Here is a 24,443-nt window from a genome sequence, read left to right on the forward strand (position 1 = left end):
TTTGTTCGTGTCCACATAGACACAAACGGACGTGGTCTCCGGGGAGGCGATCCTTCCCGACCCCAACGCGAGAGTGTGGCCGCAGACACAACCCCCTGCGGCCGCGCCGTGGCTGACGGAAACGCGCTCCGTCTTCACCGGCTCCGGCACTGGGCTGTCCGGGTGACGCGCGAGGCGACCGCGCATCGTCAAAGGCGAGTCGGATCCGAACGGGAACGGGAACGGGAACGGGAGCGGCGAGGCGTCGTCGCAGGTCAGGTCGCGATGGGTGAACGAGGCTTGATCGACGTCACGAGGGTACCCAAGCGGATGCTCTGCGTAGCCATCGCCGCGGCGGTCAACGTGGGTACGGACCCGAACCACGGCTCGTCCCGGAAACTCCGCCACGACAGGTGGTCATAGGTGTACGCGGCATGGAATCCGAGCTCCTCGGCCCGCCGCCAGATCTTCTGCCCCTCGCCCCACCGGTGGATGGGGAGGATAACGGCACTCAAGCGCATGCAGTGACGAAACGCGCGCGAATCGGCGGTGCTTCGGATCGCCCGCAAGGCGGCGCGAGCAGGTCGGCTAGCGTGGCGCCATGGGCGCGTTGAGCAAGAGGGAACTGGCCGCGTTGGTCGATGAGGCGACGGTCGACACCTACGACGAGCACGAGCAGGTGTCGGCTCTGTTCACCGCCGTCGAGGACAACCTGGCGGTGCCGTTCAGCACTGTGGTGCTGGGCGTCGAGGTGACCGTGCGCGGCGTCGACCTCTCGCAGGACGGAAGGATCGTCGCCCTGTGCACCCACGGCGGATTCCGGCAGGCGATCGGGCTGCTGGACCTTCCGCTGCCGGACCCGGCTCCGGACGGAGCGGAGTGGGTCGAGGCGTATCGCTACTACTGGGCGCAGTGAGCGTCGGAACCTTCAAGATCGAGAGGACACGCATGACCGCTGTTGTGCGGACCGAGGACGAGCCGTCGCTGCAAGGCCTGATCGAGCGAAGTTCCGACCTGAAGGGCGAACTCGTCGTCTTCGCCCAGAGCGCGCGCTTCGATCGGTGGTTGACCCCCCTCCTACTGGAGGCAGCAGGCCCTGAGCGGCGGCTGGACGAGGGTGAGGCGGTCCGGATCATCGACAACTTCATCCTGCGGTACCGCCTGCCGGACGGGGTGACCGTGGTGGACCGATTCGTCGCCGGACGAGGGGACTTGAGCGAAGCCGACCGGGCGATGCTGCTCGGCTGGCGTGATCCGGTCGAGGGCATCTTCGAGATCCGGCGCAAGGACGGGGACGCCGTCGTCCTGCTGAACCTGGTCGACGACCTCGAGTACCGCACGTACTCGAACGTCGGGCGGGCGGCCTTCCGCGGAGTGTCCAAGGGGGGATTCCTCCTCGCGTGCCTGGTGCCCCTCCACTCGGCCGACGGGGCGTGGCTGATCTCGGGCGCCATGTCGTCCTACCCGAAGTCCAGCGCGACCGAGATCGCCCGGGCCGCGCTCCACCTGGCCACCAGTCAACCCGAACTGGTCTTCCGCAACCCCGAGAAGATCGAGCAGGGATGGGAGTCGATGCGGGCGGACCGGACCGCGTTCATCGAGTTCTGCGGCAGTGACGAACTGGTCCTTCCCCCGGCCGAGGTCGAGGAGAGGCTCAACACCTACTACCGGCACCGGCAGGAGTCCGCAGTCGCAGAAAGGCCCGACCGGGCCCGGGGCAGGCGTCTGCCGGGGATCGACCTGCCGGCCTTCGAACTGCCGCAAGCCCTCGGGGACTCGGACACGGTCGGCGTCATCTACGACGAGGTCGACGGACTCAACTTCTACGCCGATTACGGGATGCTTCAGGACCTCTTCGCGGACCCGGCCCTCGCGGGCCGCAGGCATTACCAGGACGCGCTGCGCGCATACCTGCGCGAGGAGTCGATCGCGCCGCTGCCGATCCGCCGCTTGGCCGCCGCCTACCCGGAGACGGTCGACGCGGTGTTCCGGAAGCTGCTGCGGAAGCCCGGATTCACCTGGGGCGAGCACGGTGAGGAGCTGCTGCGCCGGCGCAAGCCCTGGTACTACGCGCAGGAGCCCCGACCCGGCGTCTCCGTGGTCGGCGAGCGCCTCGGCGAGCTCGCCGCCGGCGCCGGACGGCAGAAGTTCACCAGGGCGAGGCGGGTGCCGCGTCAGCCCGACCATCCGTAACCGCGCCGACTTTCGGTGATCAGTAGCGACCCATGTGCGGCATGGCCTTCTCCGCCCGCTCGGTGATCGGCTGCACTCCCGCCAGATCTCCCCTGACCTCCTCGGGGGTGACCGGCGGAGCTCCGGTCTCTGGCGAGTCCCCGTTCAGGTGAAATCCTGGCGGGCACGCCGGCTGCAAGAGACCACGAAGTGCGGTTCCGTACGCCGTTGTGTGAGCTACAGGAGGTGCCGCCGTGTCTTACGAGCCGAAGATCGCTGCCATGCTGTCCGGCGCCACCCTGCGCCAGCTGTCCCACTGGCGCAGGGCTACGGGCCCGCGTGGTGCCGTCCTGGTGCCGGGGATCTCCGCCTCCCGGCCGATCCTCTACTCATTCCGGGATGTCGTCGCGCTTCGCATCTGCGTGAGGCATCGCCCCTACGGGGGCCGACCGGTACCGGGCGATCTGCCGCAGTCGCGCAGCGATCTCAGGGATCGGTACCAAGTGGCGCGAACGCCCGCAGACCTGCCGTGAAGTCGTCGTCGTCACCATCGGCGCCGCCCGTACCCGCACGGTCCGACCGTCCACGCCGAACTCGATCCCGGCGCCTACCCCCCGGCCGAAGCCCACCGTGCAGGACCAACCACCCGGTCATACGGTGGAGACAGGGGCAACTCAGGGACGGTGATCACATGACGCAGGTAGACCTCTCACACGTAGTCAGAGCAGCAGTGGTCGATCCGCCCGCCCCTCCGGGAGCGGGCGTGTACCCCGCCGACGTGAAGCCTGTCGAACAGGCGCTGGCTGCCCGGGGGCTGCTGGACCCGGCCTTCGTGGACGGCGCGTTCGGCACGCTGACCATCAGCGCCTACAGTTCTCTGCAACGTTCCTACGGCCTCAGTGGCAGAGACGCGGACGGCGTCCCCGGTTCTACGTCCCTCAACCGGCTCGGCCAGGAGAGCGGACTGTTCTCCGTCACCGACGGGCAGCCTGCCCTGGGCTTCGCGCAAGGGATCCGGATGTCGGACGTGATCTTCGACAGGGTCACGGACGCCAGCGCGATCGCTGCCATCGTGCGGGTCTGCGAGCTCCTGGACATCCCCGTCACGTCGTGGCTGCCTGGGTACAAGACGCTTACCTTCCGCGAGTCCAGCTACAACTTCAACGCAGTCAACAACAATGATGCGAACGCACATGGCCCGTTCCAGTCAGACGGCTGCCATCTGTACTGCTCACGCGGCGTGGCGCAGTGCATACCACCGGTGTTCGCCCACTACCACCAGCCGGGGACTTCGAACCACATCTACGACGGGGTGGCGAACATCGCCTCATCGATGAACTACGTCATGGACAGGTACGGCGTCGCCCGCGACGGCCACGACCTGGCCGCCAAGGTCCAGCAGGCTGATTCGAACCGCCCGCCCCACTGGTACTGACACGCCGTCACGTCACGGACCATCCCGCGGTCCCGCATCGCCGCCGACCACAACATCAAGATCTGCTGCTGTAGTGCCAGTTCATCTCGTCGGGTCAAGGGTTGCCGCGACGACAGTTGCGCCAGGGCGGGCCGCTGTGCGCCTGGGTACAGGCTGTGCGCCTGGGTACAGTCCGGTGCGCTCGTAGACGGTGCTCGGGCCGGTGGCCATGTCGACGGTCCGCGACAGCGGGCTTCCGGCCGGACGGTGATCTCCGGGGGTCGTCGGAGCGAGGCGCTAGTCTGTCCGCCGCACCTGCATCTGATCATGCGTTAAACGGGGGTTCTTTCGTCATGTCTGCTTCCAGGAGGCTGCTCGCCGCGGCTCTGGTCACCACCGCCGCGTTCGGCCTGGCGGCCTGCGGCCCGGACAACTCGTCGGACCAGGGCGCGGGCGGCACCACCGCCACCGCCGCACCCGCCACCGGCGGCGTTGCCTCGCCGACCGCCGCCCCGGCCACCGGCACCGCCAAGCCGGCCCCGACCGGCAAGCCCACCGACGGCGGCCCGGAGGGCTTCTGCACCCACGACCCGCTGCCCGCCGGGCAGAAGTGGATCATCCCGGTGAAGGGCACCAGTGCGACGACGCTGACCTACAAGGACACCAAGGACGCCTGCGGCGTCGACGACGTCAACTTCGAGGCGGTGGGTGCCGAGAAGACCGCGCCGTTCGCGCCGACCGCCAAGGGCCACCTGAAGTCGGTGGTGGCCGCGCCGAAGGACGTCAACGCGGCCGACCTGGCGAAGCACATCAACGAGTGCATCGCCACGCCGGGCAACCAGAAGGGCTCGTACCCCTGCTCGGCCGGCGCCTACAAGGTGGCGATCGACGCCTCCGGCAAGGTCGTCGAGATGTGGGAGCGTCCGAGCTCCTGATGCGACGTAGGGTACGGCGCCGGGGCGCTCACTGCACGGTGAGCGACTCGGCGCCGTTGGCGCAGCCGAGCTTCTCGGCGGCGCGCTCGGCGAAGCCGGTGGCGAGCTCGGCCAAGTGTTCCCGGTCCGGGATGTCGTCCTTGGGGAAGCCGCGTCCGAACCTGACAGCGGCCCGGTAGGACTCGGCTCTGCCGTTCAGCGCGCAGCCGAAGGCTGTCTCCCCGTCGATGGGGCCTCACCTGCGGTGACCACCACTTGGACGTGGCCGAAGGGGCCATCGACTTGGTCGAACGCGGTCGCCCGATCAGACACGTCGATCGCTCCCCCTCCGTGCCGGCGCGCCGCGCCGACACCCCGTTGGTAAGCAAATTGGCAGATAAGTCTAAAGAGTTTGATAAGAGTACAGGTCGGTTCCGAGTCTGCTACCCCTAGGGGAGATCCGGCCCGGTGTCATACCGCAGCAGCAGGAGGCCTCGTCATTCACGCTCATAGCCCTTGCGGCGCAAGCCCGTTACGTTGAGCGTGTGTCCACTGCTGTCATCAAGACCGAGGGCCTCACCAAGAGGTTCCCCCGGGTCACCGCCCTCGACCAGCTGACCGTCGAGGTGCAGCCCGGGGTCGTCGGGCTGGTCGGGGCCAACGGGGCGGGCAAGTCCACTCTGATCAAGATCCTGCTCGGGCTCGCCCCGGCGACCTCCGGCCGCGGCGAGGTGCTCGGCCTGGACGTCGCCACCCGGGGCTCCGAGATCCGCGAGCGGGTCGGTTACATGCCGGAGCACGACTGCCTGCCACCGGACGTCTCCGCGACCGAGTTCGTGGTGCACATGGCCCGGATGGCGGGACTGCCCGCCACCGCCGCCCGCGAGCGCACCGCGGACACCCTGCGGCACGTCGGCCTGTACGAGGAGCGGTACCGCCCGATGGGCGGCTACTCGACCGGCATGAAGCAACGGGTCAAGCTCGCCCAGGCGCTGGTGCACGACCCCGAGCTGGTGCTGCTGGACGAGCCGACCAACGGCCTCGATCCGGCCGGCCGGGACGAGATGCTGGGGCTGATCCGCCGGGTGCACACCGACTTCGGGATCTCGGTGCTGGTCACCACCCACCTGCTCGGCGAGCTGGAGCGCACCTGCGACCACCTGGTCGTCATCGACGGCGGCAAGCTGCTGCGTTCCTCCTCCACCGCCTCCTTCACCGAGGCGACGGCCGTCCTCGCGGTCGAGGTCACCGACCTCCCACCCGTCGCCCACCACCACCCTCATCCGGGCCGCTCCGCTGCGCACCCTTCTTTGGACGCCGTCGCCGAGCCCGGCGCCGAGGTCCGCGAACGCCTCGCCGCGGCCGGCCTCACCGTCCAGTCCGAGGGCTCGCACCTGCTGCTGGTCCGGCTGGCCGGTGAGGACACCTACGACACCATCCGCGACACCGTCGCCGAACTGGGCCTGGGCCTGGTCCGGTTGGAGCAGCGCCGCCACCGGGTCGCCGAACTCTTCACCGACACCCGGCAGGACCAGGACAGCAGGGGAGGGACGGACGATGCCGCAGCCTCCTGACGCCAGGCCCGCCGACACCGGTGTCATCCACGACATCGGCTACCGCGGCTACACCGGCCCCCGGCTCGGCCGCGCCTACGCGACCCGCTCGCTCTTCACCCAGAGCCTGCGCGCCGCCTACGGCCTCGGCCGCTCCGGCAAGTCCAAGGTGCTGCCGATGCTGATGCTCGGCGTGGTCACCGTCCCCGCGGTGATCTTCGTGGCGCTCGCGCTCTCCATGAAGCGGGACGAACTCCCGGTCGAGTACGCCGGCTACCTCTCCAGCCTCGGCCTGGTGGTCTCGGTCTTCCTGGCCTCCCAGGCGCCGGTGCTGCTCTCCCGGGACCTCCGGTACCACACCGTCCCGCTCTACTTCTCCCGCCCGATCACCCGCACCGACTACGTCCGGGCCAAGTTCGCCGCCATGGCTTGCGCCCAACTCCTGCTGATGGCGGCCCCGTTGCTGGTGCTCTACATCGGTGCGCTGCTCGGTGGGATGGACTTCGCGTACAACACCGGTCACTTCCTGTACGGCCTGGCGGCGGCCGCGCTGTACGCCCTGGTGCCGACCTCCGTCTCGCTGGTGATCGCGGCGAGCACCCCGCGCCGGGGCTTCGGGGTGGCGGCCATCATGGGATACCTGGCGGTCAGTTCGGCGGTGGCCGCGATCGCGGTCGGCATCAGCAACCCGACTCCCGGCGGCTCGGACGCCGCCCAGTGGACCTCCCTGATCTCGCCCAACGGCCTGGTGGAGGCCGTGGTCAACGAGGTGTTCGACCTCGGCGCCGGGCTCGACCGGCGGCACGCCCCGGGTGGGCTGGGCCTGGTGGTGTTCGCACTGGTCGCGGTGGCGATGGTGGTCGGCTCGTACCGCCTCCTGCTGCGCCGCTACAGGAACGTCTGAGCAGGAACGTCCGAGCAGGAACGTCCGGGCAGGAACGTCTGAGAGGGCGGCATGGCCACCATCAGCATCGACAAGGTCTCCCGCTGGTTCGGGAACGTGGTCGCGGTCAACGACATCACCATGTCGATCGGCCCCGGCATCACCGGCCTGCTCGGGCCCAACGGCGCGGGCAAGTCCACCCTCATCCACATGATGAGCGGCTTCCTCGCCCCGTCCAGCGGCGCGGTCACCCTGGACGGCGCGCCGATCTGGCGCAACCAGCAGGTGTACCGGCAGATCGGTCTGGTCCCGGAACGGGAGTCGATGTACGACTACCTGACCGGCTGGGAGTTCGTCCTCGCCAACGCCGAGCTGCACGGCCTGCCCCAGCCCGGCGCCGCCGCCCGGCGCGCCCTGGACCTGGTCGAGATGGCGTACGCCAAGGACCGCCGCACCGGGACGTACTCCAAGGGCATGAAGCAGCGGGTCAAGATGGCCTCGGCCCTCGTCCACGACCCGGCCGTGCTGCTGCTGGACGAGCCCTTCAACGGCATGGACCCGCGCCAGCGGCTCCAGCTGATGGAGCTGCTGCGCCGCTTCGGCGCGGACGGCCGGACGGTGCTGTTCTCCTCCCACATCCTGGAGGAGGTCGAGCAGCTGGCCCGGCACATCGAGGTCGTGGTGGCCGGGCGGCACGCCGCCTCGGGCGACTTCCGCCGGATCCGGCGACTGATGACCGACCGCCCGCACCGCTACCTGGTCCGCTCCAGCGACGACCGCCGGCTCGCCGCCGCGCTGATCGCCGACGGCTCCACCACCGGCATCGAGGTGGACGAGCGGGAGCGGGCGCTGCGGATCGAGGCGGTGAACTTCCAGGGCTTCACCACCCTGCTGCCCCGGGTCGCCCGGGAGGCCGGCATCCGGCTGTACACCGTCTCCCCGGCGGACGAGTCGCTGGAGAGCGTCTTCTCGTACCTGGTCTCGGCATGACCCCCCACCTGATCCACGCCACCCAACGGACCCAGGAAGGGGCCGACCGACCATGAACCCGACCGTCGCCAGGCTGACCCTGCGCGGCCTGCTCGGCCGCCGCCGCGGCGCCCTGCTACTGGTGGCCCCGGCCCTGCTGCTGATCGTCTCGGCGATCGCCGCCGGGTCGAGCGGCGACGCGCACAGCCTGACCGTCAAGATCCTCGGCCAGCTGGACCTCGGCACCCTCGTCCCGATCCTCGGCCTGGTGGTCGGCACCGGGGTGATCGCCACCGAGATCGACGACGGCTCGATCGTCTACCTGCTGGCCAAGCCGCTGCCGCGCTGGCAGATCGTCACCACCAAGCTGTCCGTCGCGATCGGCACCGTCTGGGTGTTCGCCGCCGTCCCGACGCTGGTCTCCGGGCTGCTGCTGTACGGCACGAAGGACGGCGTGGCGCTCGGCTACACCGTCGCGGTGCTGGTCGCCGGGGTCGCGTACAGCGCGTCGTTCCTGCTGCTCGGCGTGGTCACCCGGCACGCGGTGGTGGCCGGGCTGGCGTACGCGCTGATCTGGGAGTCGCTGATCGGCAACTTCGTCGAGGGCGCCCGGACGCTGAGCATCCAGCAGTGGGGCCGGGCGGTCGCCGAGGCGGTGGCCGGGGACACCGCGGTCGGCGCCGACGTCTCGTTCGGCGCGGCCGTGCCGCTGTTGCTGGTGGTCACCGTCGCGGCGGCCGTGCTGGCCTCGGTGAAGCTCGCCGGGCTGACCCTCGTCGCGGAGGAGTGACGGTTCAGAGGGTCCGGTTGCGCCCGGCGCCCCAGCCGGCCGCGCCGACCACCAGGACCAGGACCAGCATCAGCATCAGCGTGGCGTCCCAGCCGCCGGTGAGCTGGTGCAGCGCACCGGCGCCGACCGGGCCGGCCGCAGCGACCAGATAGCCGATCGCCTGCGACATCCCACCCAGCTGGGCGGCTCCGGCCGCAGTGCCGGTGCGCAGCACGATGAAGGCCAGGCCCAGGCCCAGCGAACCGCCCTGGGCCACGCCGAGGACGGCCGCCGACGCCCAGGCGGCGGAGACCGGCGCGACCAGCAGCATGGCGATGCCGAGCCCGTTCAGGGCCGCCATGGTCACCGCCAGGGCGCGCTGGCTGGTCATCCGGCCGGCCATCAGCGGCACCAGGAAGGCGCCGGCCACCTGCACCAGGTTGGAGAAGGCGAAGACCAGGCCGGCCTGGCCGCGGTCCATGCCGTGGTCGGCCAGGATGGTCGGCATCCAGGCGACCAGGATGTAGACCAGCAGTGACGAGATGCCCATGAACAGGCTGATCTGCCAGGCCAGCGGGGACTTCCAGATGCCCTCGATCGGCTTGCCCGGCTGGGCGGCCGCGGCCACCGCCGCCTTCTCCTGCCGGGAGCGCAGCACCTGCGGCAGCCAGGCCACCGCCGCGACCAGGGCGAGCAACGACCAGGCGCCGAGCGAGGCCCGCCAGCCGCCGCCGAGCGCGTGCTCCAGCGGGACGGACGTTCCGGCGGCGAGGGTCGCGCCGACCAGCATGGTGGTGGAGTAGACGCCGGTCATGGTCGCCGCGCGGTCCGGGAACTCCCGCTTGACCAGGCCCGGCATCGACACGTTCAGCACCGCGATGGCCACGCCGATCACCACGCAGCCCGCGTACAGCGCGTACACCGAGGGCAGCACCCGCAGCAGCACGCCCGCGCCCAGCACCAGCACCGCGCCGAGCACGACCCGTTCGGCGCCGAAGCGGCGGGTCAGCCGGGGGGTGAGCGGGGCGCCGACGCCCTGGAACAGCACCGGGACGGTGGTGATCAGCCCGCTCGCGGTGGCGGACAGGCCGAAGGTCCGCTGGATCTCGCCGACCATCGGGGAGATCGCCGCCAGGCAGGCGCGCATGTTCAGCGCGACCAGCACGATGCCGGTCAGCAGCAGGGCGGGGTGGGCCAGCCGGGAGCGCGGGGGGAGCGGGGCAGGGGTGGTGACCACCGGCTGCTGGGCACGGGTGACGGCCATGGGTGTGCTGTTCTTTCGTGAATCAAGGGGGGATGCGGACGGCGGGAGAGGGGCTCGCGCCGTCCTACTTCCGGGCCGCGATGGCGGCGAGCAGCTGCTCGACGGCCGCGGTCGGACCGGCGAGCAGCGCACGACACGCCGCCTCGGCCCGGTCCGGGTCGCCGCTCTCGATCGCGTCGACCAGCGCCTCGTGGGTGGCCACGACCGCCTCGGGCATGTCGTGGTCGCCGAAGGCGGAGGTCATGGCCTCGCGCACGGAGGCGCCGAAGTAGCGGTACACCTCGGTCAGCGCCGGGTTGTGCGCGGCCTCGACGACAGCGGTGTGGAACTCCAGGTCGTGCTCGACGGTGGCCTCGCGGCTCGCCCGCTCGGGGTGCGCCGCGAACACTTCGGCCTCACGGGCCAGCGCGGCCCGCATCCGGCGGACGTCCTCGGGGGTGTGCCGCAGGGCGGCCAGTCGGGCGCCCTCGGTCTCCAGCGCCGCGCGGACCTCCAGGACGTCCCGGATGCCCGAGCGCTGGACGCCGCGCAGCACCGCCGCCGGGTCGCTGGTGGACCGTACGAAGGTCCCCTCGCCCTGCCGGGAGACCAGCATTCCGGCGTGCACCAGCACCCGGATCGCCTCCCGCACGGTGTTCCGCCCGACCTGCAGCCGCTCGGCCAGCTCGTGCTCGGTGGGGATCTGCGATCCCACCGGCCAGGCCCCGCCGACCAGCTGCTCGCGCAGTTGGTCGATCGCGGTGTCCACCAGGGAACGCCGCCCGGCCGCCTGCAGGCTGTTGCCGTCGCCGCTCATTCCGGGCCTCCCTTCGCACGCCGCTGATCAGTCATCGGTCATCCTACAACCGCTTGCCCGGTCATCCTACAACTGCCGGAGTGAACCCTCCCCAACCCTCCTGGAGCCCTCCTGGAACGGTCAGTCCCGGTCTGTTTGCGCCCGCAGGACCGCCACGTCGACCGGGCCCTGGAAAATCCGTCGGCGCGCGTCCGGGCAGCCCGGCCGGCACGTCCCACACGGTGCGCGGATCCCCCGGGCCTCAGCGCGCGGGGTAGAGGCGCTCCAGGACGACGGCGACGCCGTCCTCGTCGTTGCTCGCGGTGACCTCGTCGGCGACGGCGAGCAGCTCCTCGTGCGCGTTGGCCATGGCCACGCTGTGCGCGGCCCAGCCGAACATCGGGACGTCGTTGGGCATGTCGCCGAAGGCGATGGTGTCGGCGGCGCGCACGCCCAGGCGGTGGGCGGCGACGGCCAGGCCGGTGGCCTTGGACAGGCCCAGCGGCAGCAGTTCGACCACGCCGGCCCCGGCCATCACCACGCCGACCAGTCCGCCTGCGGCGTGCCGGGCGGCCTCGGCGAGGGCGTCGTCGGTCAGGCCGGGGTGCTGGATGTAGAGCTTGCTGACCGGGGAGGCGAGCAGCTCGTGGCGCTCGACCCGGACGACCGGCAGGTCGGAGCCGATCAGCAGTTCGTAGCCGGGACCGGCCAGCACCTGGCCGTCCAGGCCGTCCTGGTTGGCGGCGACGGCCAGCGGGCCGGTCTCGGCCTCGATCTTCTCGATCGCGAGCGCGGCGAGCCGGCGGTCCAGGGTGAGCGAGGTGAGCAGCTTGTGCGCGCCCGCGTCGTAGACCTGGGCGCCCTGGCCGCAGACCGCTATCCCGGTGTAGCCGATCTCGTCGAAGACCGGGCGGGCCCAGACGGCCGAGCGCCCGGTCACGATGATGTGCAGCGCGCCCGCGCCGACGGCCGCGGCCAGCGCGGCGCGGGTGCGCTCGGAGACGGTCTCCTCACTGGTCAGCAGGGTGCCGTCGAGATCGGTGGCGACCAGCCGGTAGGGCAGGTCGCCACCGTTCGGGTGTGCGCTAGAGGTCACTTGACCGGCTCGATGACGGCGCGTCCGCCGAGGTACGGCCGCAGCGCCTCGGGCACGACGACCGAGCCGTCGGCCTGCTGGTGGTTCTCCAGGATCGCCACGATGGTGCGGGGCACGGCCACCAGGGTGCCGTTCAGGGTGGCGAGCGGGCGGGTCTTGCCCTCCTCGCGCATCCGGATCGACAGGCGGCGGGCCTGGTACTCGGTGGTGTTGGAGGTCGAGGTGACCTCGCGGTACTTGCCCTGGGTGGGGATCCAGGCCTCGATGTCGAACTTGCGCGCGGCCGAGGAGCCGAGGTCGCCGGAGGCGACGTCGATCACCCGGTACGGCAGCTCCAGCGCGTTGAGGAAGTCCTTCTCCCACTGGAGCAGGCGGCGGTGCTCGTTCTCCGCGTCCTCGGGCGTGGTGAAGACGAACATCTCCACCTTCTCGAACTGGTGGACGCGGATGATGCCGCGGGTGTCCTTGCCGTAGGTGCCGGCCTCGCGGCGGAAGCAGGACGAGTAGCCGGCGTAGCGCAGCGGCAGCTTCTCGGCGTCGATGATCTCGTCCATGTGGTACGCCGCCAGCGGGACCTCGCTGGTGCCGACCAGGTACTTGTCCTCGTCGCCGAGGTGGTACACGTTCTCGGCGGCCTGGCCGAGGAAGCCGGTGCCGTCCATGGCGGCCGGGCGGACCAGGGCCGGGGTGATCATCGGGATGAAGCCAGCCGCGGTGGCCTGGGCGATCGCCATGTTGACCAGGGCGAGCTCCAGCAGCGCGCCGACGCCGGTCAGGTAGTAGGACCGGGCACCGGCGACCTTGGCGCCGCGCTCGGTGTCGATCGCGCCCAGCAGCTGGCCCAGCTCGACGTGGTCGCGGGGCTCGAAGCCCTCGGCGGCGAAGTCGCGCGGGGTGCCGATCTCCTCCAGGGTGACGAAGTCCTCCTCGCCGCCGACCGGGGCGGCCGGGTCGATGAGGTTCGCCAGGGAGCGGAGCAGGCGGTCCGCCTCCTCCTTGGCCGCGCTCTGCTCGGCGTCCGCGGCCTTGACCTCGGCGGCCAGGTCCTTGGTGCGTTGCAGCAGGGCGGTCTTCTCCTCGCCCTTGGCCTGGGCGACCTGCTTGCCGAGCACCCGCTGCTCGTTGCGCAGTTCGTCGAAGCGGCTGCCCGAGGACCGGCGCCGCTCGTCGGCGGAGAGGAGGGCGTCGACCACGTCGACGTCCTCGCCACGGACGCGCTGCGAGGCGCGTACTCGGTCAGGGTCCTCACGGAGCAGGCGAAGGTCAATCACAGGGCCTAGCGTACCGGGCGGGCGTTCCTCCACCGGTACCGGTTTTCCCCTGGGGATAACTCACCCGAGCCTGTGGATAACTCCTGTGGGGAACTCTCCGGGGATTGGTTATCCACAGGCCTGGGGCCGGGGCTGTGGATTGATGGGGAGGATCGGCGTCCGCTCGCCGGAACCACGAAATTGAGGTTTCAAACCTCATTCGACCCTCTCGGGTGAGGGAATTGAAGCACTCGGACGGGTGATTTGCAGGCAAGCGGGTGACTCTGGTCGGATTAGTCATCTCTGCGACGCAAACCGATGGTCCGACCAGTTCTGCGCAATGGCTATACCGGTTTGTCGACTCATCCCCAGGCCTGTGGATAACTTCCGGCTGTGGACAGCGGGGAGGCCTGTGGACAGCGGCCTCCGGCCCCGGGCGCCCCTGTGGACGACGGAACGGTCACCCCGCCCCGGCCGATCGGCCCGGTCGATAACGGTCGGAAAAGGTTAGAAAGACAAGAGATGTCGCCCGGATGCCCGGGCTCAGATGTCCCCGCGCCCGTCGAGCGCGCGGGAGAGCCAGTCCGCCGCCGCGGCGAAATCCTCGTCCGAGGTCCCCGGCCGCCGGTGCTTGGACACCTGGCGGTCGGCGCGCGGATAGGAACCGAGGAACCGCACCTGCGGGCTGATCCGCTTGAGGCCCATCATCGCCTCGGCCACCCGGCGCTCGGACAGGTGGCCCTCGCAGTCGATCAGGAAGCAGTAGTTGCCCAGCCCCTCGCCGGTCGGCCGGGACTCGATCCGCATCAGGTTCACCCCGCGCACCGCGAACTCCTGCAGCAGCTCCAGCAGCGCACCCGGGTGGTCGTCCGGCAGCCAGACCACCATCGAGGTCTTGTCCGCGCCGGTCGGCGAGGAGACCCGCCCCGGACGGCCGACCAGCACGAACCGGGTGGTCGCGCTCTGCGCGTCCGCGATGTCCTTGACCAGCGGGTCCAGCCCGTAGATCGGCGCCGCGAACTCGCCCGCGAACGCCCCGTCGTACCGGCCCTCGGCGACCAGTCGGGCGCCGTCCGCGTTGGAGGCGGCCGACTCCCACTTGGCGTCCGGCAGGTTGGCCGCCAGCCAGCGGCGCACCTGCGGCTGGGCCACCGGGTGGCTGGTCACCGTCTTGATCCCGGACAGCTCGGTGCCCGGCCGCACCAGCAGCGCGAAGGAGATCGGCAGCAGCACCTCACGGTAGATCATCAGCGGCGTGCCGGCGGCCAGTTCGTCGTTGGTCGCGGTGACCGCGCCCTCCACCGAGTTCTCGATCGGCACGAACGCCCCGGACGCCTCCCCGCCGCGCACCGCGTCCAGCGCCAGCGCCACCGAGGACAGCGGCACCAGCTCCCGGGTCGCCGCCTCGGGCAGCGTGTGCAGCGCCGCCTCGGTGAAGGTGCCGGCCGGGCCGAGATAGGTGTAGCGGGTGGCCGACATGACGCCTCCGTTGCCAGTGGGATGGTTCCTGAGCGGGGTGCCGCATGAGCGGGGTGGTGCCGAAGCAGCCACCATAACGATTCCGCGGCCCCGGCATGAAAGCGTTTCAGTGGCCGGGACCGCAGTTGCCGAACCGAGGGCCTGTCTCCTGGGTCCTGGCCGGATCCGACGAAACCCGAGGGACAGGCCCTACCCCTCCAGCAGCTGCTGCCCGAGGTAGCCTCCGGCCGGCACGCCCGGCGGCACCGCGTACAGCCCGCTCGCCTCGTGCCGCAGGAAGCGGGAGAGCCCGTCGCCCCGGGAGAGCTTGCGCTGCACCGGGGTGAAGCCCTTGCGCGGGTCGGCCTGGAAGGCGAGGAAGAGCAGCCCGGCGTCCGGCGAGCCGTCCGGCAGCAGGCCGTCGTGGTACGAGAAGCCGCGCCGCAGCATCGCCGCCCCGCCGTTGCCGGCCGGGGCCGCGACCCGCACGTGGGCGTCGGAGGGGATCGCCAGAGCGCCGTCCTGGCCCAGTGCGGAGAGGTCCACCGCGGTGCCCTCGCCGGAGCCGGCCGGAGCGCTCAACGGCGAACCGTCCGCCTTGCGCCGCCCGATCACCCGCTCCTGCCGCTCCACCGGCAGCTCCTCCCAGTGGTCCAGCAGCATCCGGATCCGTCGGAACACCAGGTACGAGCCCCCGGCCAGCCAGGCCGGCTGGTCCCCGCCGGCCGCGCAGAACACCTTGCCGGCGAAGCCTTCCTCGCCAGGCTTGGGGTTGTTGGTGCCGTCGATCTGGCCCATCAGGTTGCGCCCGGTCATCGGCCGCGCGGTGGCCCCGGGGGTCCGGGCGAAGCCGGCCGCCTGCCAGCGCAGCGCCGCCGTCCCGGCCGCCAGCTTCTGCAGCGTCCGCAGCGCGTGCACCGCCACCAGGGCGTCGTCGGCGCCGATCTGGACGAACAGGTCGCCGTCGCCGCGCGCCGCGTCCAGCGCGTCGCCGGTGAAGGCGGGCAGCGGTTCCAGCGCCGCCGGGCGGCGGTCGGCCAGCCCGGCCTTGTCGAACAGCGCGGCGCCGAAGCCGACCGTGACGGTGAGCGAGCAGGGCCCGGCGTCCAGCGCGACCTGGTTGTCGAACTCCTCGGCCGGCTCCCCGGCGGTCAGCCGGTCCACCGCCTTGGTCCAGCGTTGCAGCATGGTGCGCAGCCCGTCCCGGCCGGCCCCGTCGGCCAGGTCGAAGGCGGCCAGCTGGACCCTGGTCTGCTGCGGTTCGAGGATGCCGGCCTGGTGCCCGCCGCGGAACGGCACCCGGCCCGCGCCGAGCGCGCCGCCCTGGCCGGCCCGGTCCGCCCGGTCGTCGGACGGGCCGTCGTAGGCGACCGCCCCGGCCACCCCGGCCCCGGCGCCGACCAGCAGTCCGGCGCCGGCCGTGCCGAGCAACGCCCGACGGGTGAAGCCCGCCGGGCCCTTCTCCTTCTGGTCCACCGCGCTCACCCGATCTTGAACTGCTGGGTCGGTGTGGTCTGGTCGATGTCCGAGGAGCGGATCTGCACCGAGACCACCCAGGTGCCGGCCAGCGGCAGCTGCGTGGTGCCGCTCCAGCGGCCGGTGCCCTCCGGGGCCAGCGCCACCGGCAGCGGGCCCAGGTCGCGGTCCGGCAGGGTGAAGGCGAGCTGCACCTCCGGGACGTCCACCGGCTTCCCGTCCGTACCGTCCAGCGCGAGCTCGACCTCGTTCGGACCGGCCTTGGCCGGGTTGAGGGTGACGGTCGCGGTGCCCTTGGCGTTCGGCGTCCGGCCCTTGGTGTCGTACGGCAGCTTGAGCTCCACCGTGCGGCCCGGCTCGGTCTGCGGAGCCGCCGCGGACCCGCCGGCCACCGGGGCGGTGTTCCCGGCCGACTTGATCTCGCCCGCCACCCGCCCGGGCGGGGAGTTGGTGAGCATCGTGGTGACCACCAGCACCGCCACCGCGACCAGCGCCTCGACCAGCACCGAGCGGCGCAGCCCGGCCCGGGTCGGGGTCAGCCCGCGGTCGCGTCCGGCGCTCGCCCGGGCGGCCCGCTGCCGGGCCAGCTGCGCCCGCCGGACCGGGTCCCCGTCGTGCGCCGCGACCTCGACCGGCTCGGGCACCTCGGCCCGCTCGACCTCCGCCGCCTCGGCCGGGGCCGAGCGCAGCCGGGCCAGCCAGGTGCGGGAGATCCATGCGACGCCGAGCATGACGGCCACGCAGCCGGTCTTCACCAGCAGCAGCCTCCCGTACTCGGTGCCGGTCAGCGCGCCCCAGCTGCCCAGGCCCCGCCAGGACTGGTAGATCCCGGTGACGGCCAGCACGGCCACCGAGCCGAAGGCGACCATCGAGAAGCGGTCCACCACCTCGGCACCGACGCCCTCGCGCAGCCCGACCAGCAGCGAGGCCAGCCCGCCCAGCCAGAGCGCCATCGCGATCAGGTGCAGGATGCCGAACGGCAGCGCCAGCCAGACCTGGATGCCCACCGAGGCGTGGTCGGCGCCGACCCAGGTCGCCGCGAGGGCGACCGCCAGCACCAGCCCGGCCACGCCCAGGCCCAGCCGGGCCTCGCGCTGCGGCCGCTCGGCGGCCCGCTGCTCCAGCTCGCGCAGCTCGGCGGCCTCGGCGTCCTCGTCGTGCTCGTCGGGTTCCCCGGCCTTCGCGGGGGCGGGCCGCTGCGGCTGCCCCAACTGCCCGACCAGCAGCGACAGGAAGATCCCGCCCGCCGCGAGCAGCAGCAGCCGGGCGGCCAGCGCGGTGCCGATCCGCTCGTCCAGCGTGGCGCGCACCAGCGACAGGTCGAGCGCCTTGCCGATGCCCGAGCCGCGCTCGTACGGGCCGCGCAGCATCAGCACCGCGACGGTCGAGGCCAGCAGCGTCGTCCAGCCGGTCATCAGCAGTCGCTGCACCGGACGCCGGGTCGCGCCGGCCGGCCAGCAGACCAGCACGAACGCGGCCACCCCGGCGAGCAACGCGAACGCCGCGTACGCGACGGTGCGTCCGGTGCCGTACAGCGCGGAGACCAGGCCGTCCGCCCTGGCGCCCTGCAGCGCGGTGGCGGACACCGAGGTGTCCGAGGGTGCGCCGATGGAGAAGGTGAACGCCCCGCCGACCGGGTGCGAGTCCTCCGAGACGGCCCGCCAGGCCACCGTGTACGTGCCGTTGGCGAGCCCGCTGTTCAGCGCGACCCGGGCGGTGTTGCCCTGGCCGTCGGCGTGTGCCGGGTTGCCGGCGTCCACGGCCTTGCCGGCCGGGTCCAGCACCCGGACCGAGTCGCTGGACAGCGACACCGTCTCGCTGAAGGTCAGCGTGACCGCCTGCGGGGCGGTGGCGACCACCGAGTTCTGCCGCGGGTCGGTGGAGTCCAGGGTGGCGTGGGCGGAGGCCGGTCCGGCGCCGGCGAGCATCAGCGCGAGCAGCACGCCGAGCGTGCCGAGCGCTCCGACGACGCGTCGGGGGGCGATGCGCAGGGGGACGGTCCGGCGGTGCGAGGCCTTCTGCATGCTGGCGGGTTCCCTAACTCTGGCCGGGCCGGTAGGTGAGCTCCTTGACCGGCACCTTGACCGAGATGGTGCCGGACTTGGCGAAGGTGAGGTCGAGCTCCAGCTCGTCGCCCAGGGCGGGGGCCTTCTGCCACCCCATGATCATCAGGTGGGTACCGCCGCGGGCGAGCTGCAACGCGCCGTGCGCGGGCACGTCCAGGCTGTCCACCTGCTCCATGGTCGACGCCGTCGAGCGGTGGATGGTGACCGAGCCGGCGGCCGGGCTGGTCACCTTGACCAGCTGGTCCGGCCCGCCGTCGTTGCGGACGGTCAGGTAGCCGGCGCCCATCCCGCCGGCCGGGGGCAGCGGGATGTAGGAGTCGGCCACGCTCAGCTTCGCCGGGCCCGCGTCGCCGGCGCCGTCCTGGCCGCCCGTCCCGCAGGCGGCCAGGATGGCGCCGCCACCGAGGGCGGTGGCGACCACGGCGCCCACCAGGGCCGACCGGCGGAACCGTCGGGTGCCGGCTGTCGACGTGCTCATGCGCCCACCTCGCTGCGCTCGGCAGGCGCTTCGCGCAACGCGCACCTCTTGACGGTGAGCTCGCTTCGCTCGCTCATGCGCCCACCTCGCTGCGCTCGGCAGGCGCTTCGCGCAACGCGCACCCCTTGATGGTGAGCTCCCTTCGCTCGCTCACGCCGCAACCCCCTTGGCGAGCAGCGGCAGGTCGTGCTCGTAGGTCTTCTCCTCGGTGCCGCTCATGTAGAGCACGTGCGCCTTGTCGTCCGAGGGGAGGAAAGCCAGCACCTGGGCGCCGTGGGTGGAGGTGACCGTGCCGTCCGCGTTGACCACCGGGTCCTCGATCATGATGCCGAGCGACTTTGCGGCGGTCTTCACCTTCTCCAGGTCACCGGTGAGGCCTATGAAGTCGCTGCCCATCGAGTCCAGCCAGGTGCGCAGCACCTTGGGAGTGTCGCGCTGCGGGTCGGTGGAGACGAAGACGACGTTGATCTTCTTCCGGTCCTCCGCCGGGAGCGCCTTCATCGCCACGCCGATGTCGCCCATGGTGGTCGGGCAGACGTCCGGGCAGCTGGTGTAGCCGAAGAACAGCAGCGTGGCCTTGCCGTTGGTCTGCTGCCGAAGGTCGTAGGGCTGGCCGGAGGTGTCGGTCAGCTGGAGGTCGGGCTTCTCGAAGTTCTTGGCGAGCTTGGTGCCCTGGTACGGGGTGTCCTCCTTCTGCTGGGTGACCTTGGCGGCGGTCGAGCCGCCGCCGGAGGAGCCGCAGGCGGAGAGGGTCAGGGCGGCGGTCAGCGCGAGGGCGGCGGCGCCGGCCAGCCGGGTGGTGCGGATGGCGCGGTTCGTACGGGTGGTGCGGGGCATGGGGTGTTCCGATCGTCTGCGGTGGACCGCCGGCGGGGCCGTACCCGGGCACGGGCACGGCCCCGCCGGCTCGGGGATCAGGAGGCGGAGCCGCTGCTCTTGCGGCGCAGGCCGAGCACGCCGACGGCGGTGCCGATCACGCCGACCACGATGCCGACCACGCCGAGGGTGCGGGCGGTGCTGTCGCTGGACTTGGTGTCGCCGGAGGCGGCGGCGTGGTCGGAGCTGTCCCCGTGGGCGCCGGCGGCCGGGGAGGCGGTGACGCCGTGGTCGTCGCCACCGGCGGCCTTGGTGAGCTTCAGGACCGGGGCCGGGTGGGCCGGCTCGGGCTGGCCGTCCTGGGACTCGTCGATCCAGCGGACGACGTCGCCGTTGTCGTAGGTCTGCAGGGCCTTGAACTCCATGCCGACGGCGTCGGTCGGCAGCGGGCCGAGCGAGACCCGGAACTCCTGGAACTGGCCGGGGGCGATCTTGGTGCCGGCGTCGGCGGTCCAGGTGATCTTGGAGACGGCCTCGGTGACGTCGCTGCCGTGCACCTTGATCGGCTTGTCGAGCTTGGACTTCTCGACGTTCGCGGTCCAGCCCGGCAGCGGCAGGGTCCGGACGGAGGCCAGCGGGTGGTCCAGCGGGAGGTTGACCTCCAGCTTCACCGTGCTCGCCGTGTCGCTCTCGTTCGGCACCCGGAAGTCGACGGCCGTGTAGCCGCCCTGGGCCGCCGAACCCGGGTTCACGGTGACGTGCGCGAAGGCGGGGCCGGCCAGTGCCACCACGGAGGCGGCGGCGGTCAGGGCGACGGCGGCGAGACGGCGGGCGGGAAGGGAACGCATGATGCGGGGTCTCCGATCGGAGCTCGGCGGCCCGCACTGCCGGGCGACGGGGGAACCGTGCCTCGGCGGGGCCGCACGTGGGGACGTGGGGGCAGAGCCTGGGGCCGCCGTCCCTGTGGCGGACGGGAACGGCCCGGACACCGCGCACCTCACCGCGAACCCGGTACGGCCCTACGGGCACGCACGGGGAACACCGGGTCAGTACGCGAGGACCCCGCACGGCGGACCGCGCCGCACCACGCTGTGCCGCAGCACCGCACCGGCCGGAAGCAGGCCTTCGCCGCCCCTGGCCCCGAACCGGCTGGCCGGACCGGCCACGCCGAACAGACCGCGCAGCAGCGCGGCCACCAGCACGAACGCCGAGCGCAGCGGCGCCGCCCAGTGTTCCCGGGCCGCCGACGCGGCCACCCGCACCAGTCGCCACAGCGCCGCCTCGCCGCGCCGCAGCCACCAGCCCGCCACCAGCGCGGCGGCCAGGTGCCCGGCCAGCATCGACGGCGTCATCCCGAACACGCCGCCCTGCCACCAGGGCGCGACGGCGTACGCGTGCGGGTCCAGGCCCGCCGAGGAGACCAACTGCTCGGGGGACGCACCGCCGGGCAGGCCGACCAGCGTGCCCGGGTGGGCCTCGTTGCAGATCAGTCGGCCGGCCGCCTGCGGCATGGTCATCGCACCGTGGTGCATGCCGCCACCGCCGAAGCCGTGGAAGAGGCAGTGCAGTCCGAGCTGCCCCGCGCCGAGCGCCCCGGCGATGGCCGCCAGCGAACGCTCCCGTCCACCACAGGCCACCGCGAGTACCAGCGCCGCGGCGAAACCCGTCGCCAGCGCGGCCGGCGGCACGTCGCCGCCACCCGCCAGGGCGTGCCCGGCGGCCGCTATCAGCGTGCACACCAGCGCGAACGGGACCGCCCGGGCAAGCCGCAGATCCCAGGCGGCGACCCCCACCGGCCGGACCGGAACGGAGGCGCCCGGGACGGGGGCGGCGGGGAGGGCAGTCATGGCCGGGCCATCATCTCATCGCGTACACCGCCGTCACGGGCAGGGTGGGAAATCCCTACGAATGCCCCGTTCAGCGGCGGCGTGCACCACCGGGTGTGCGCCCTTCGGCACACACCCCGTCCCCAGTCCATCCGCCGAACGGGCGGTAGCCGCCCCCGGGCACGGTTCACCGCCGAATCGCCCGGAGATACCTAGTTGTATGTGGAGCCGCAGCCAGGAGGGACCTCCCGTGGACATCTGGTGGACTCTGCACCTCAAGCGCGACCCGGCCAGTGTTCCGCTGGCCCGGCGCATCCTGCTCGGTGCCATGGCGACGGCCGGTGTCGACCCGCAGATCGCCGACGACCTCGGCGTCGCCCTCACCGAGGCCTGCGCCAACGCTGTCGAGCACGGCGCCACCGGCCGGCCCGACGACGGCTTCCAGGTCACCGCCTCGATCATCGGCGACCGCCTGCGGATCGAGGTCACCGACTCCGGCCCCGGCCTGCCGGCCCCCGCCGCCCCGCTCGCCCGCCGCCCGGTTACCCCCACCCCGGTCCGCCCCGCCGCGACCGGCCGAGGGGCCCGCCGCTCCCGCCGCGGCCGTGCCACCGTCCCGGCCCGCGTCCTCACCGCCCACCGCCCCCGCCGCGACGGCCACCCCTACGACACCCACGTCCTCCCCTGTCGCCCCCCGGCCCCGACCCTCCGCCCGGTCGACCTCGGCACCCTCCCCGACCTCACCGCCGAATCCGGCCGCGGCCTCTTCCTCATCCACGCCCTCACCGACCACGTCCAGCTCCGCAACCACCCCCTCAGGGGGGCCATCGTGAGCTTCGACAAGATCCTCAAGTGGCAGGACGACGCGCTGCTGAGGGCCGCTTCCTGACCTTGGCCCGCGCCGCCGCTCCACGGCCGGACCGGGCGCGGAGCAGTGGCCCGTCGGTGGTCGCGCCGCCCGGCGCTCAGTCCTCGGTGGGGCGGCGGCGGGTCAGGAAGACGAGGGTGGCGCCGAGGAGGAGGGCGGTGGTGCCGGCGATGGCGAGGGGGCGGCTGGCGGTGCCGGCGCCGGTGTCGGCGAGGTGGGTGGGGCCGACGGGCGGGGTGGGGGTGCCGTTGGTGTTGGTGTCGGAGGTGTAGGTGGCGGTGAGCTGGGGGCAGGTGTACTTCTTCGCCGGGGCGGAGCCGGACGGGAGCACCTCGGACTTGGCGGTGAAGGTGAGGCGGTGGTCGCCCAGGGCGGCGGCCCGTAGCTGGAGGGTGAGCTTCTGGCCCGCGGCGAGCTGGTAGGTGCCGGCGTTGGTCGGCGTCCCCGAGGCGGTGAGGGGCTTCCAAGCACCCCCTGGGGTGCGCAGTTCGGCGCTGAGGTCGCTGCCGCCGTCGGCGAGGGCGACGGTGGTGGCGAGTTCCTTGACCGTCGTGGTGCTGATGTTGTCGAAGGTGACCGAGAGCTGCCCCGGGGTGGTGCTGCTGCCGGTGACCGGCATCGTGACCGCCATCGGGCCCTCCGGGCACTCGGCGGCGGAGCCGGTGGCGGTCGGGGTGGCCGAGGGCTTCGCGGTGGGGGTGGCGCTGCCGGACGGGGCCTCCGTGGGGCCGGTCGTGGCACTCGCGGCCGGGGCGGACGGCGTCGCCGAGGGCGTCCGCGAGGGCGTCGCCGGGGTTGCCGACGGCGCCGCCGTGGGCGAGGAGTCGGCGGCGAGGGCAGGGACCGTACCGAGGGCGACCGGGCCCGCGGTGAGCACGAGGAAGGTGCAGGCGGCGGGAAGGCGGGCGGGTCGCATCGATGGGCTCCAGCAGTCGGGTCGGGTGGGCGCTCTCCGGGGGAAGACCACCGAGGGGCGCGAACGGTTGTCCGCGCCCCTCGGGTTCATCCCGTGCGGGATCAGCTGTGCGCGCCGGCCTTGCGACGGCGCAGGACGAACAGGGTGCCAGCACCGGCCGCCAGCACCGCCGCCCCGCCGAGGGCGATCGGCAGGGTGTTGGAGTCGGCACCGGTGTGGGCCAGCTCCGGACCGGCCGACGCCGACGCCGAGGCGGAGACGGAGGCGGCGGAGGCCGAGGCCGGGACGGCGGCCGGAGTGGTGGCCGGGGTGGTGGCGCCACCGGCGTCGGCGACGTGGAACTCGCCCAGGTAGTCGTCGAGGAACTGCGTGCAGGCCTGGGCCTTGTTGTTGGCCGGGGTGGGGACCTTGTCGTTGTCGAAGGCGTCCGAGCCGGCTTCGTAGTTCGCGCCGTAACGACCGACCGGGGCCTTCGCGGTGGCGGCGATCCGGACCTTGTAGGTGAGCTTCTCGCCCTTGGCCAGCTTGAAGTCCGGCACCCGGAGGCTCCGGTCGTTGAGCTGCACGGACTTCCAGCCGTCGCCGGTGTTCAGCTGGACGTCGAAGAACCCGGTGCTCCACTCGACCGGGCGGCCTCCGTCGAACTCGTCGGTGACGTAGTAGGAGTTGTGGACGGCGGGCAGGTCGACGCCGCTCTTGTTCTCCCAGGTCACGGTGACCTCGGCGGCCGGGCCGCCCTTGACCAGGGTGGTGCCGTACAGGCCGGTGCCGGTGGCCTTGAGCAGGGAGCTCTGGTAGACGCCGCCGTGGCAACGGTCGGCGCTGGTCGGCGTCGGCGCCGGGAGGGACGGCAGGTTCGTCGGCTTGGCGGTGGCCGGGGCGGTGGCCGTCGGAGCGGGGGTGCCGGGCGTGGTCGCGGTGGCGCTCGGGGGCGCGGTGGGGGTCGGGGTCGCGGGGATCCCGACGGCGCTCGCGGTGGCGGCGCCGACGGTGGCGCCGAAGGTGAGGGCGACCAGGGCCGCGGAGGCCAGCAGGCGGGAAGAGCGCACGTTACAAGGCTCCAGCTTTGGGTGAAATGTGGCTGATTTCGGGCGACTTGGGGCTTCGGCGAAGGCCGTCGGAGCTGGTCGCGCCCGCGTACCCTACCGGGCGGCGGTGGCTGGATCTCGACGGGGGGAGCGGGGACGGGAGCCCCCGGTTGCCGGGCTCCGGAGGCGGTCGGACGATGGGGTGCATGATGCACCAGATGCGAGCCGAGTACGGCGCCGACGGCGAGGCCGGCGGGGTGCGGCTGTGGCACATGGTCCGGGGTGGGCAGAGCGTGGCGATGTGCGGCCGCGAGCTCGATCCGGGGGCGCCGGTGCGGGAGGCGGTGGACTGGGGGAGGACCCCCGAACTGTGCTGCCACACCTGCGGGGCGTACTTCCTGCGCGAGCAGCCCTACCTGGCGGCCGAGCACCCCTGAGGCCGGCGTCGTCGTGATCGGCGTTACCGTGCTCGG

The 24,443-nt window shown here is 72.4% G+C and carries 23 protein-coding genes and 1 pseudogene; 10 read left to right on the top strand and 14 right to left on the bottom strand.

The features are described from left to right. Positions 1-263: 263 nt before the first annotated feature. Positions 264-500, bottom strand: a pseudogene (locus ACFQ87_RS04020) (LLM class flavin-dependent oxidoreductase); the annotation flags it as partial. Positions 501-580: 80 nt separating this feature from the next. On the opposite strand from ACFQ87_RS04020, the gene ACFQ87_RS04025 reads away from it, so the two are divergent. The 8 genes from ACFQ87_RS04025 to ACFQ87_RS04060 all read left to right on the top strand — a co-directional run bounded on the left by ACFQ87_RS04025 (position 581) and on the right by ACFQ87_RS04060 (position 8,674). Beyond that, positions 581-895: a hypothetical protein gene (locus ACFQ87_RS04025; protein WP_380608979.1), complete on the top strand. Its 315-nt coding sequence runs from the start codon at positions 581-583 to the stop codon at positions 893-895. Positions 896-927: 32 nt separating this feature from the next. Next, positions 928-2,172 (top strand): hypothetical protein, encoded by a 1,245-nt coding sequence (locus ACFQ87_RS04030; RefSeq protein ID WP_380608980.1) that lies wholly within the window; start codon positions 928-930, stop codon positions 2,170-2,172. Between the two features lie 742 nt (positions 2,173-2,914). After that, the gene (locus tag ACFQ87_RS04035) at positions 2,915-3,586 is read left to right on the top strand and encodes a hypothetical protein (protein WP_380608981.1); all 672 of its coding nucleotides are present in this window, start codon (positions 2,915-2,917) and stop codon (positions 3,584-3,586) included. A gap of 332 nt (positions 3,587-3,918) precedes the next feature. Further along, positions 3,919-4,500 (top strand): hypothetical protein, encoded by a 582-nt coding sequence (locus tag ACFQ87_RS04040; protein ID WP_380608982.1) that lies wholly within the window; start codon positions 3,919-3,921, stop codon positions 4,498-4,500. A 524-nt stretch (positions 4,501-5,024) separates the two neighbouring features. Continuing rightward, on the top strand, positions 5,025-6,053 hold the full coding sequence (locus tag ACFQ87_RS04045) for an ABC transporter ATP-binding protein (RefSeq protein ID WP_380608983.1): 1,029 nt from the start codon (positions 5,025-5,027) through the stop codon (positions 6,051-6,053). Beyond that, on the top strand, positions 6,037-6,936 hold the full coding sequence (locus tag ACFQ87_RS04050; protein WP_380608984.1) for an ABC transporter permease: 900 nt from the start codon (positions 6,037-6,039) through the stop codon (positions 6,934-6,936). The genes ACFQ87_RS04045 and ACFQ87_RS04050 overlap by 17 nt, the downstream gene beginning before the upstream one ends. Positions 6,937-6,987: 51 nt before the next feature. After that, positions 6,988-7,905 carry an ABC transporter ATP-binding protein gene (locus ACFQ87_RS04055; protein ID WP_355675653.1) on the top strand — a complete coding sequence of 306 codons (918 nt, stop codon included), beginning with the start codon at positions 6,988-6,990 and terminating at the stop codon, positions 7,903-7,905. A 52-nt stretch (positions 7,906-7,957) separates the two neighbouring features. Then, on the top strand, positions 7,958-8,674 hold the full coding sequence (locus ACFQ87_RS04060; protein ID WP_380608985.1) for an ABC transporter permease: 717 nt from the start codon (positions 7,958-7,960) through the stop codon (positions 8,672-8,674). 4 nt (positions 8,675-8,678) lie between these two features. Here ACFQ87_RS04060 and ACFQ87_RS04065 read toward each other — a convergent pair whose 3' ends face one another. The 11 genes from ACFQ87_RS04065 to ACFQ87_RS04115 form a co-directional block, all read right to left on the bottom strand. Continuing rightward, positions 8,679-9,917: a CynX/NimT family MFS transporter gene (locus ACFQ87_RS04065; protein WP_380608986.1), complete on the bottom strand. Its 1,239-nt coding sequence runs from the start codon at positions 9,915-9,917 to the stop codon at positions 8,679-8,681. A gap of 64 nt (positions 9,918-9,981) precedes the next feature. After that, positions 9,982-10,713 carry a FadR/GntR family transcriptional regulator gene (locus ACFQ87_RS04070; RefSeq protein ID WP_380608987.1) on the bottom strand — a complete coding sequence of 244 codons (732 nt, stop codon included), beginning with the start codon at positions 10,711-10,713 and terminating at the stop codon, positions 9,982-9,984. A gap of 241 nt (positions 10,714-10,954) precedes the next feature. Then, positions 10,955-11,788 carry an HAD family hydrolase gene (locus ACFQ87_RS04075; protein ID WP_380608988.1) on the bottom strand — a complete coding sequence of 278 codons (834 nt, stop codon included), beginning with the start codon at positions 11,786-11,788 and terminating at the stop codon, positions 10,955-10,957. Beyond that, entirely contained in the window at positions 11,785-13,059 is a 1,275-nt protein-coding gene (serS, locus tag ACFQ87_RS04080; RefSeq protein ID WP_380608989.1) for a serine--tRNA ligase, read from the bottom strand. The genes ACFQ87_RS04075 and serS overlap by 4 nt, the downstream gene beginning before the upstream one ends. A gap of 522 nt (positions 13,060-13,581) precedes the next feature. Then, positions 13,582-14,517 carry a prephenate dehydratase gene (gene pheA, locus ACFQ87_RS04085; RefSeq protein WP_380608990.1) on the bottom strand — a complete coding sequence of 312 codons (936 nt, stop codon included), beginning with the start codon at positions 14,515-14,517 and terminating at the stop codon, positions 13,582-13,584. A gap of 189 nt (positions 14,518-14,706) precedes the next feature. Then, complete coding sequence (gene efeB / locus ACFQ87_RS04090) at positions 14,707-15,981, bottom strand: iron uptake transporter deferrochelatase/peroxidase subunit (RefSeq protein ID WP_380608991.1); 1,275 nt, start codon at positions 15,979-15,981, stop codon at positions 14,707-14,709. Continuing rightward, positions 15,978-17,996: a copper resistance protein CopC gene (locus tag ACFQ87_RS04095; RefSeq protein ID WP_380608992.1), complete on the bottom strand. Its 2,019-nt coding sequence runs from the start codon at positions 17,994-17,996 to the stop codon at positions 15,978-15,980. The genes efeB and ACFQ87_RS04095 overlap by 4 nt, the downstream gene beginning before the upstream one ends. A gap of 13 nt (positions 17,997-18,009) precedes the next feature. Continuing rightward, the gene (locus ACFQ87_RS04100) at positions 18,010-18,516 is read right to left on the bottom strand and encodes a copper chaperone PCu(A)C (RefSeq protein ID WP_380608993.1); all 507 of its coding nucleotides are present in this window, start codon (positions 18,514-18,516) and stop codon (positions 18,010-18,012) included. A 150-nt stretch (positions 18,517-18,666) separates the two neighbouring features. Next, entirely contained in the window at positions 18,667-19,353 is a 687-nt protein-coding gene (locus ACFQ87_RS04105; protein WP_380608994.1) for an SCO family protein, read from the bottom strand. Between the two features lie 77 nt (positions 19,354-19,430). Then, on the bottom strand, positions 19,431-20,180 hold the full coding sequence (locus tag ACFQ87_RS04110) for a YcnI family protein (protein ID WP_380608995.1): 750 nt from the start codon (positions 20,178-20,180) through the stop codon (positions 19,431-19,433). Positions 20,181-20,378: 198 nt separating this feature from the next. Further along, on the bottom strand, positions 20,379-21,179 hold the full coding sequence (locus ACFQ87_RS04115; RefSeq protein ID WP_380608996.1) for a hypothetical protein: 801 nt from the start codon (positions 21,177-21,179) through the stop codon (positions 20,379-20,381). 229 nt (positions 21,180-21,408) lie between these two features. Here ACFQ87_RS04115 and ACFQ87_RS04120 point away from each other — a divergent pair, with 229 nt between their 5' ends. Next, on the top strand, positions 21,409-22,047 hold the full coding sequence (locus tag ACFQ87_RS04120; RefSeq protein ID WP_380608997.1) for an ATP-binding protein: 639 nt from the start codon (positions 21,409-21,411) through the stop codon (positions 22,045-22,047). 76 nt (positions 22,048-22,123) lie between these two features. On the opposite strand, the gene ACFQ87_RS04125 is transcribed toward ACFQ87_RS04120, so the two are convergent. Beyond that, positions 22,124-22,942: an LPXTG cell wall anchor domain-containing protein gene (locus ACFQ87_RS04125; protein WP_380608998.1), complete on the bottom strand. Its 819-nt coding sequence runs from the start codon at positions 22,940-22,942 to the stop codon at positions 22,124-22,126. A 101-nt stretch (positions 22,943-23,043) separates the two neighbouring features. Then, positions 23,044-23,991: an LAETG motif-containing sortase-dependent surface protein gene (locus tag ACFQ87_RS04130; protein ID WP_380608999.1), complete on the bottom strand. Its 948-nt coding sequence runs from the start codon at positions 23,989-23,991 to the stop codon at positions 23,044-23,046. Between the two features lie 185 nt (positions 23,992-24,176). Between ACFQ87_RS04130 and ACFQ87_RS04135 the strand changes: the two genes are divergently transcribed. Then, positions 24,177-24,407, top strand: coding sequence for a hypothetical protein (locus ACFQ87_RS04135; RefSeq protein WP_380609000.1), 231 nt, complete (start codon positions 24,177-24,179; stop codon positions 24,405-24,407). Positions 24,408-24,443 lie beyond the last annotated feature (36 nt).

This window comes from Kitasatospora sp. NPDC056531, assembly GCF_042794375.1.
GTDB lineage: Bacteria > Actinomycetota > Actinomycetes > Streptomycetales > Streptomycetaceae > Kitasatospora.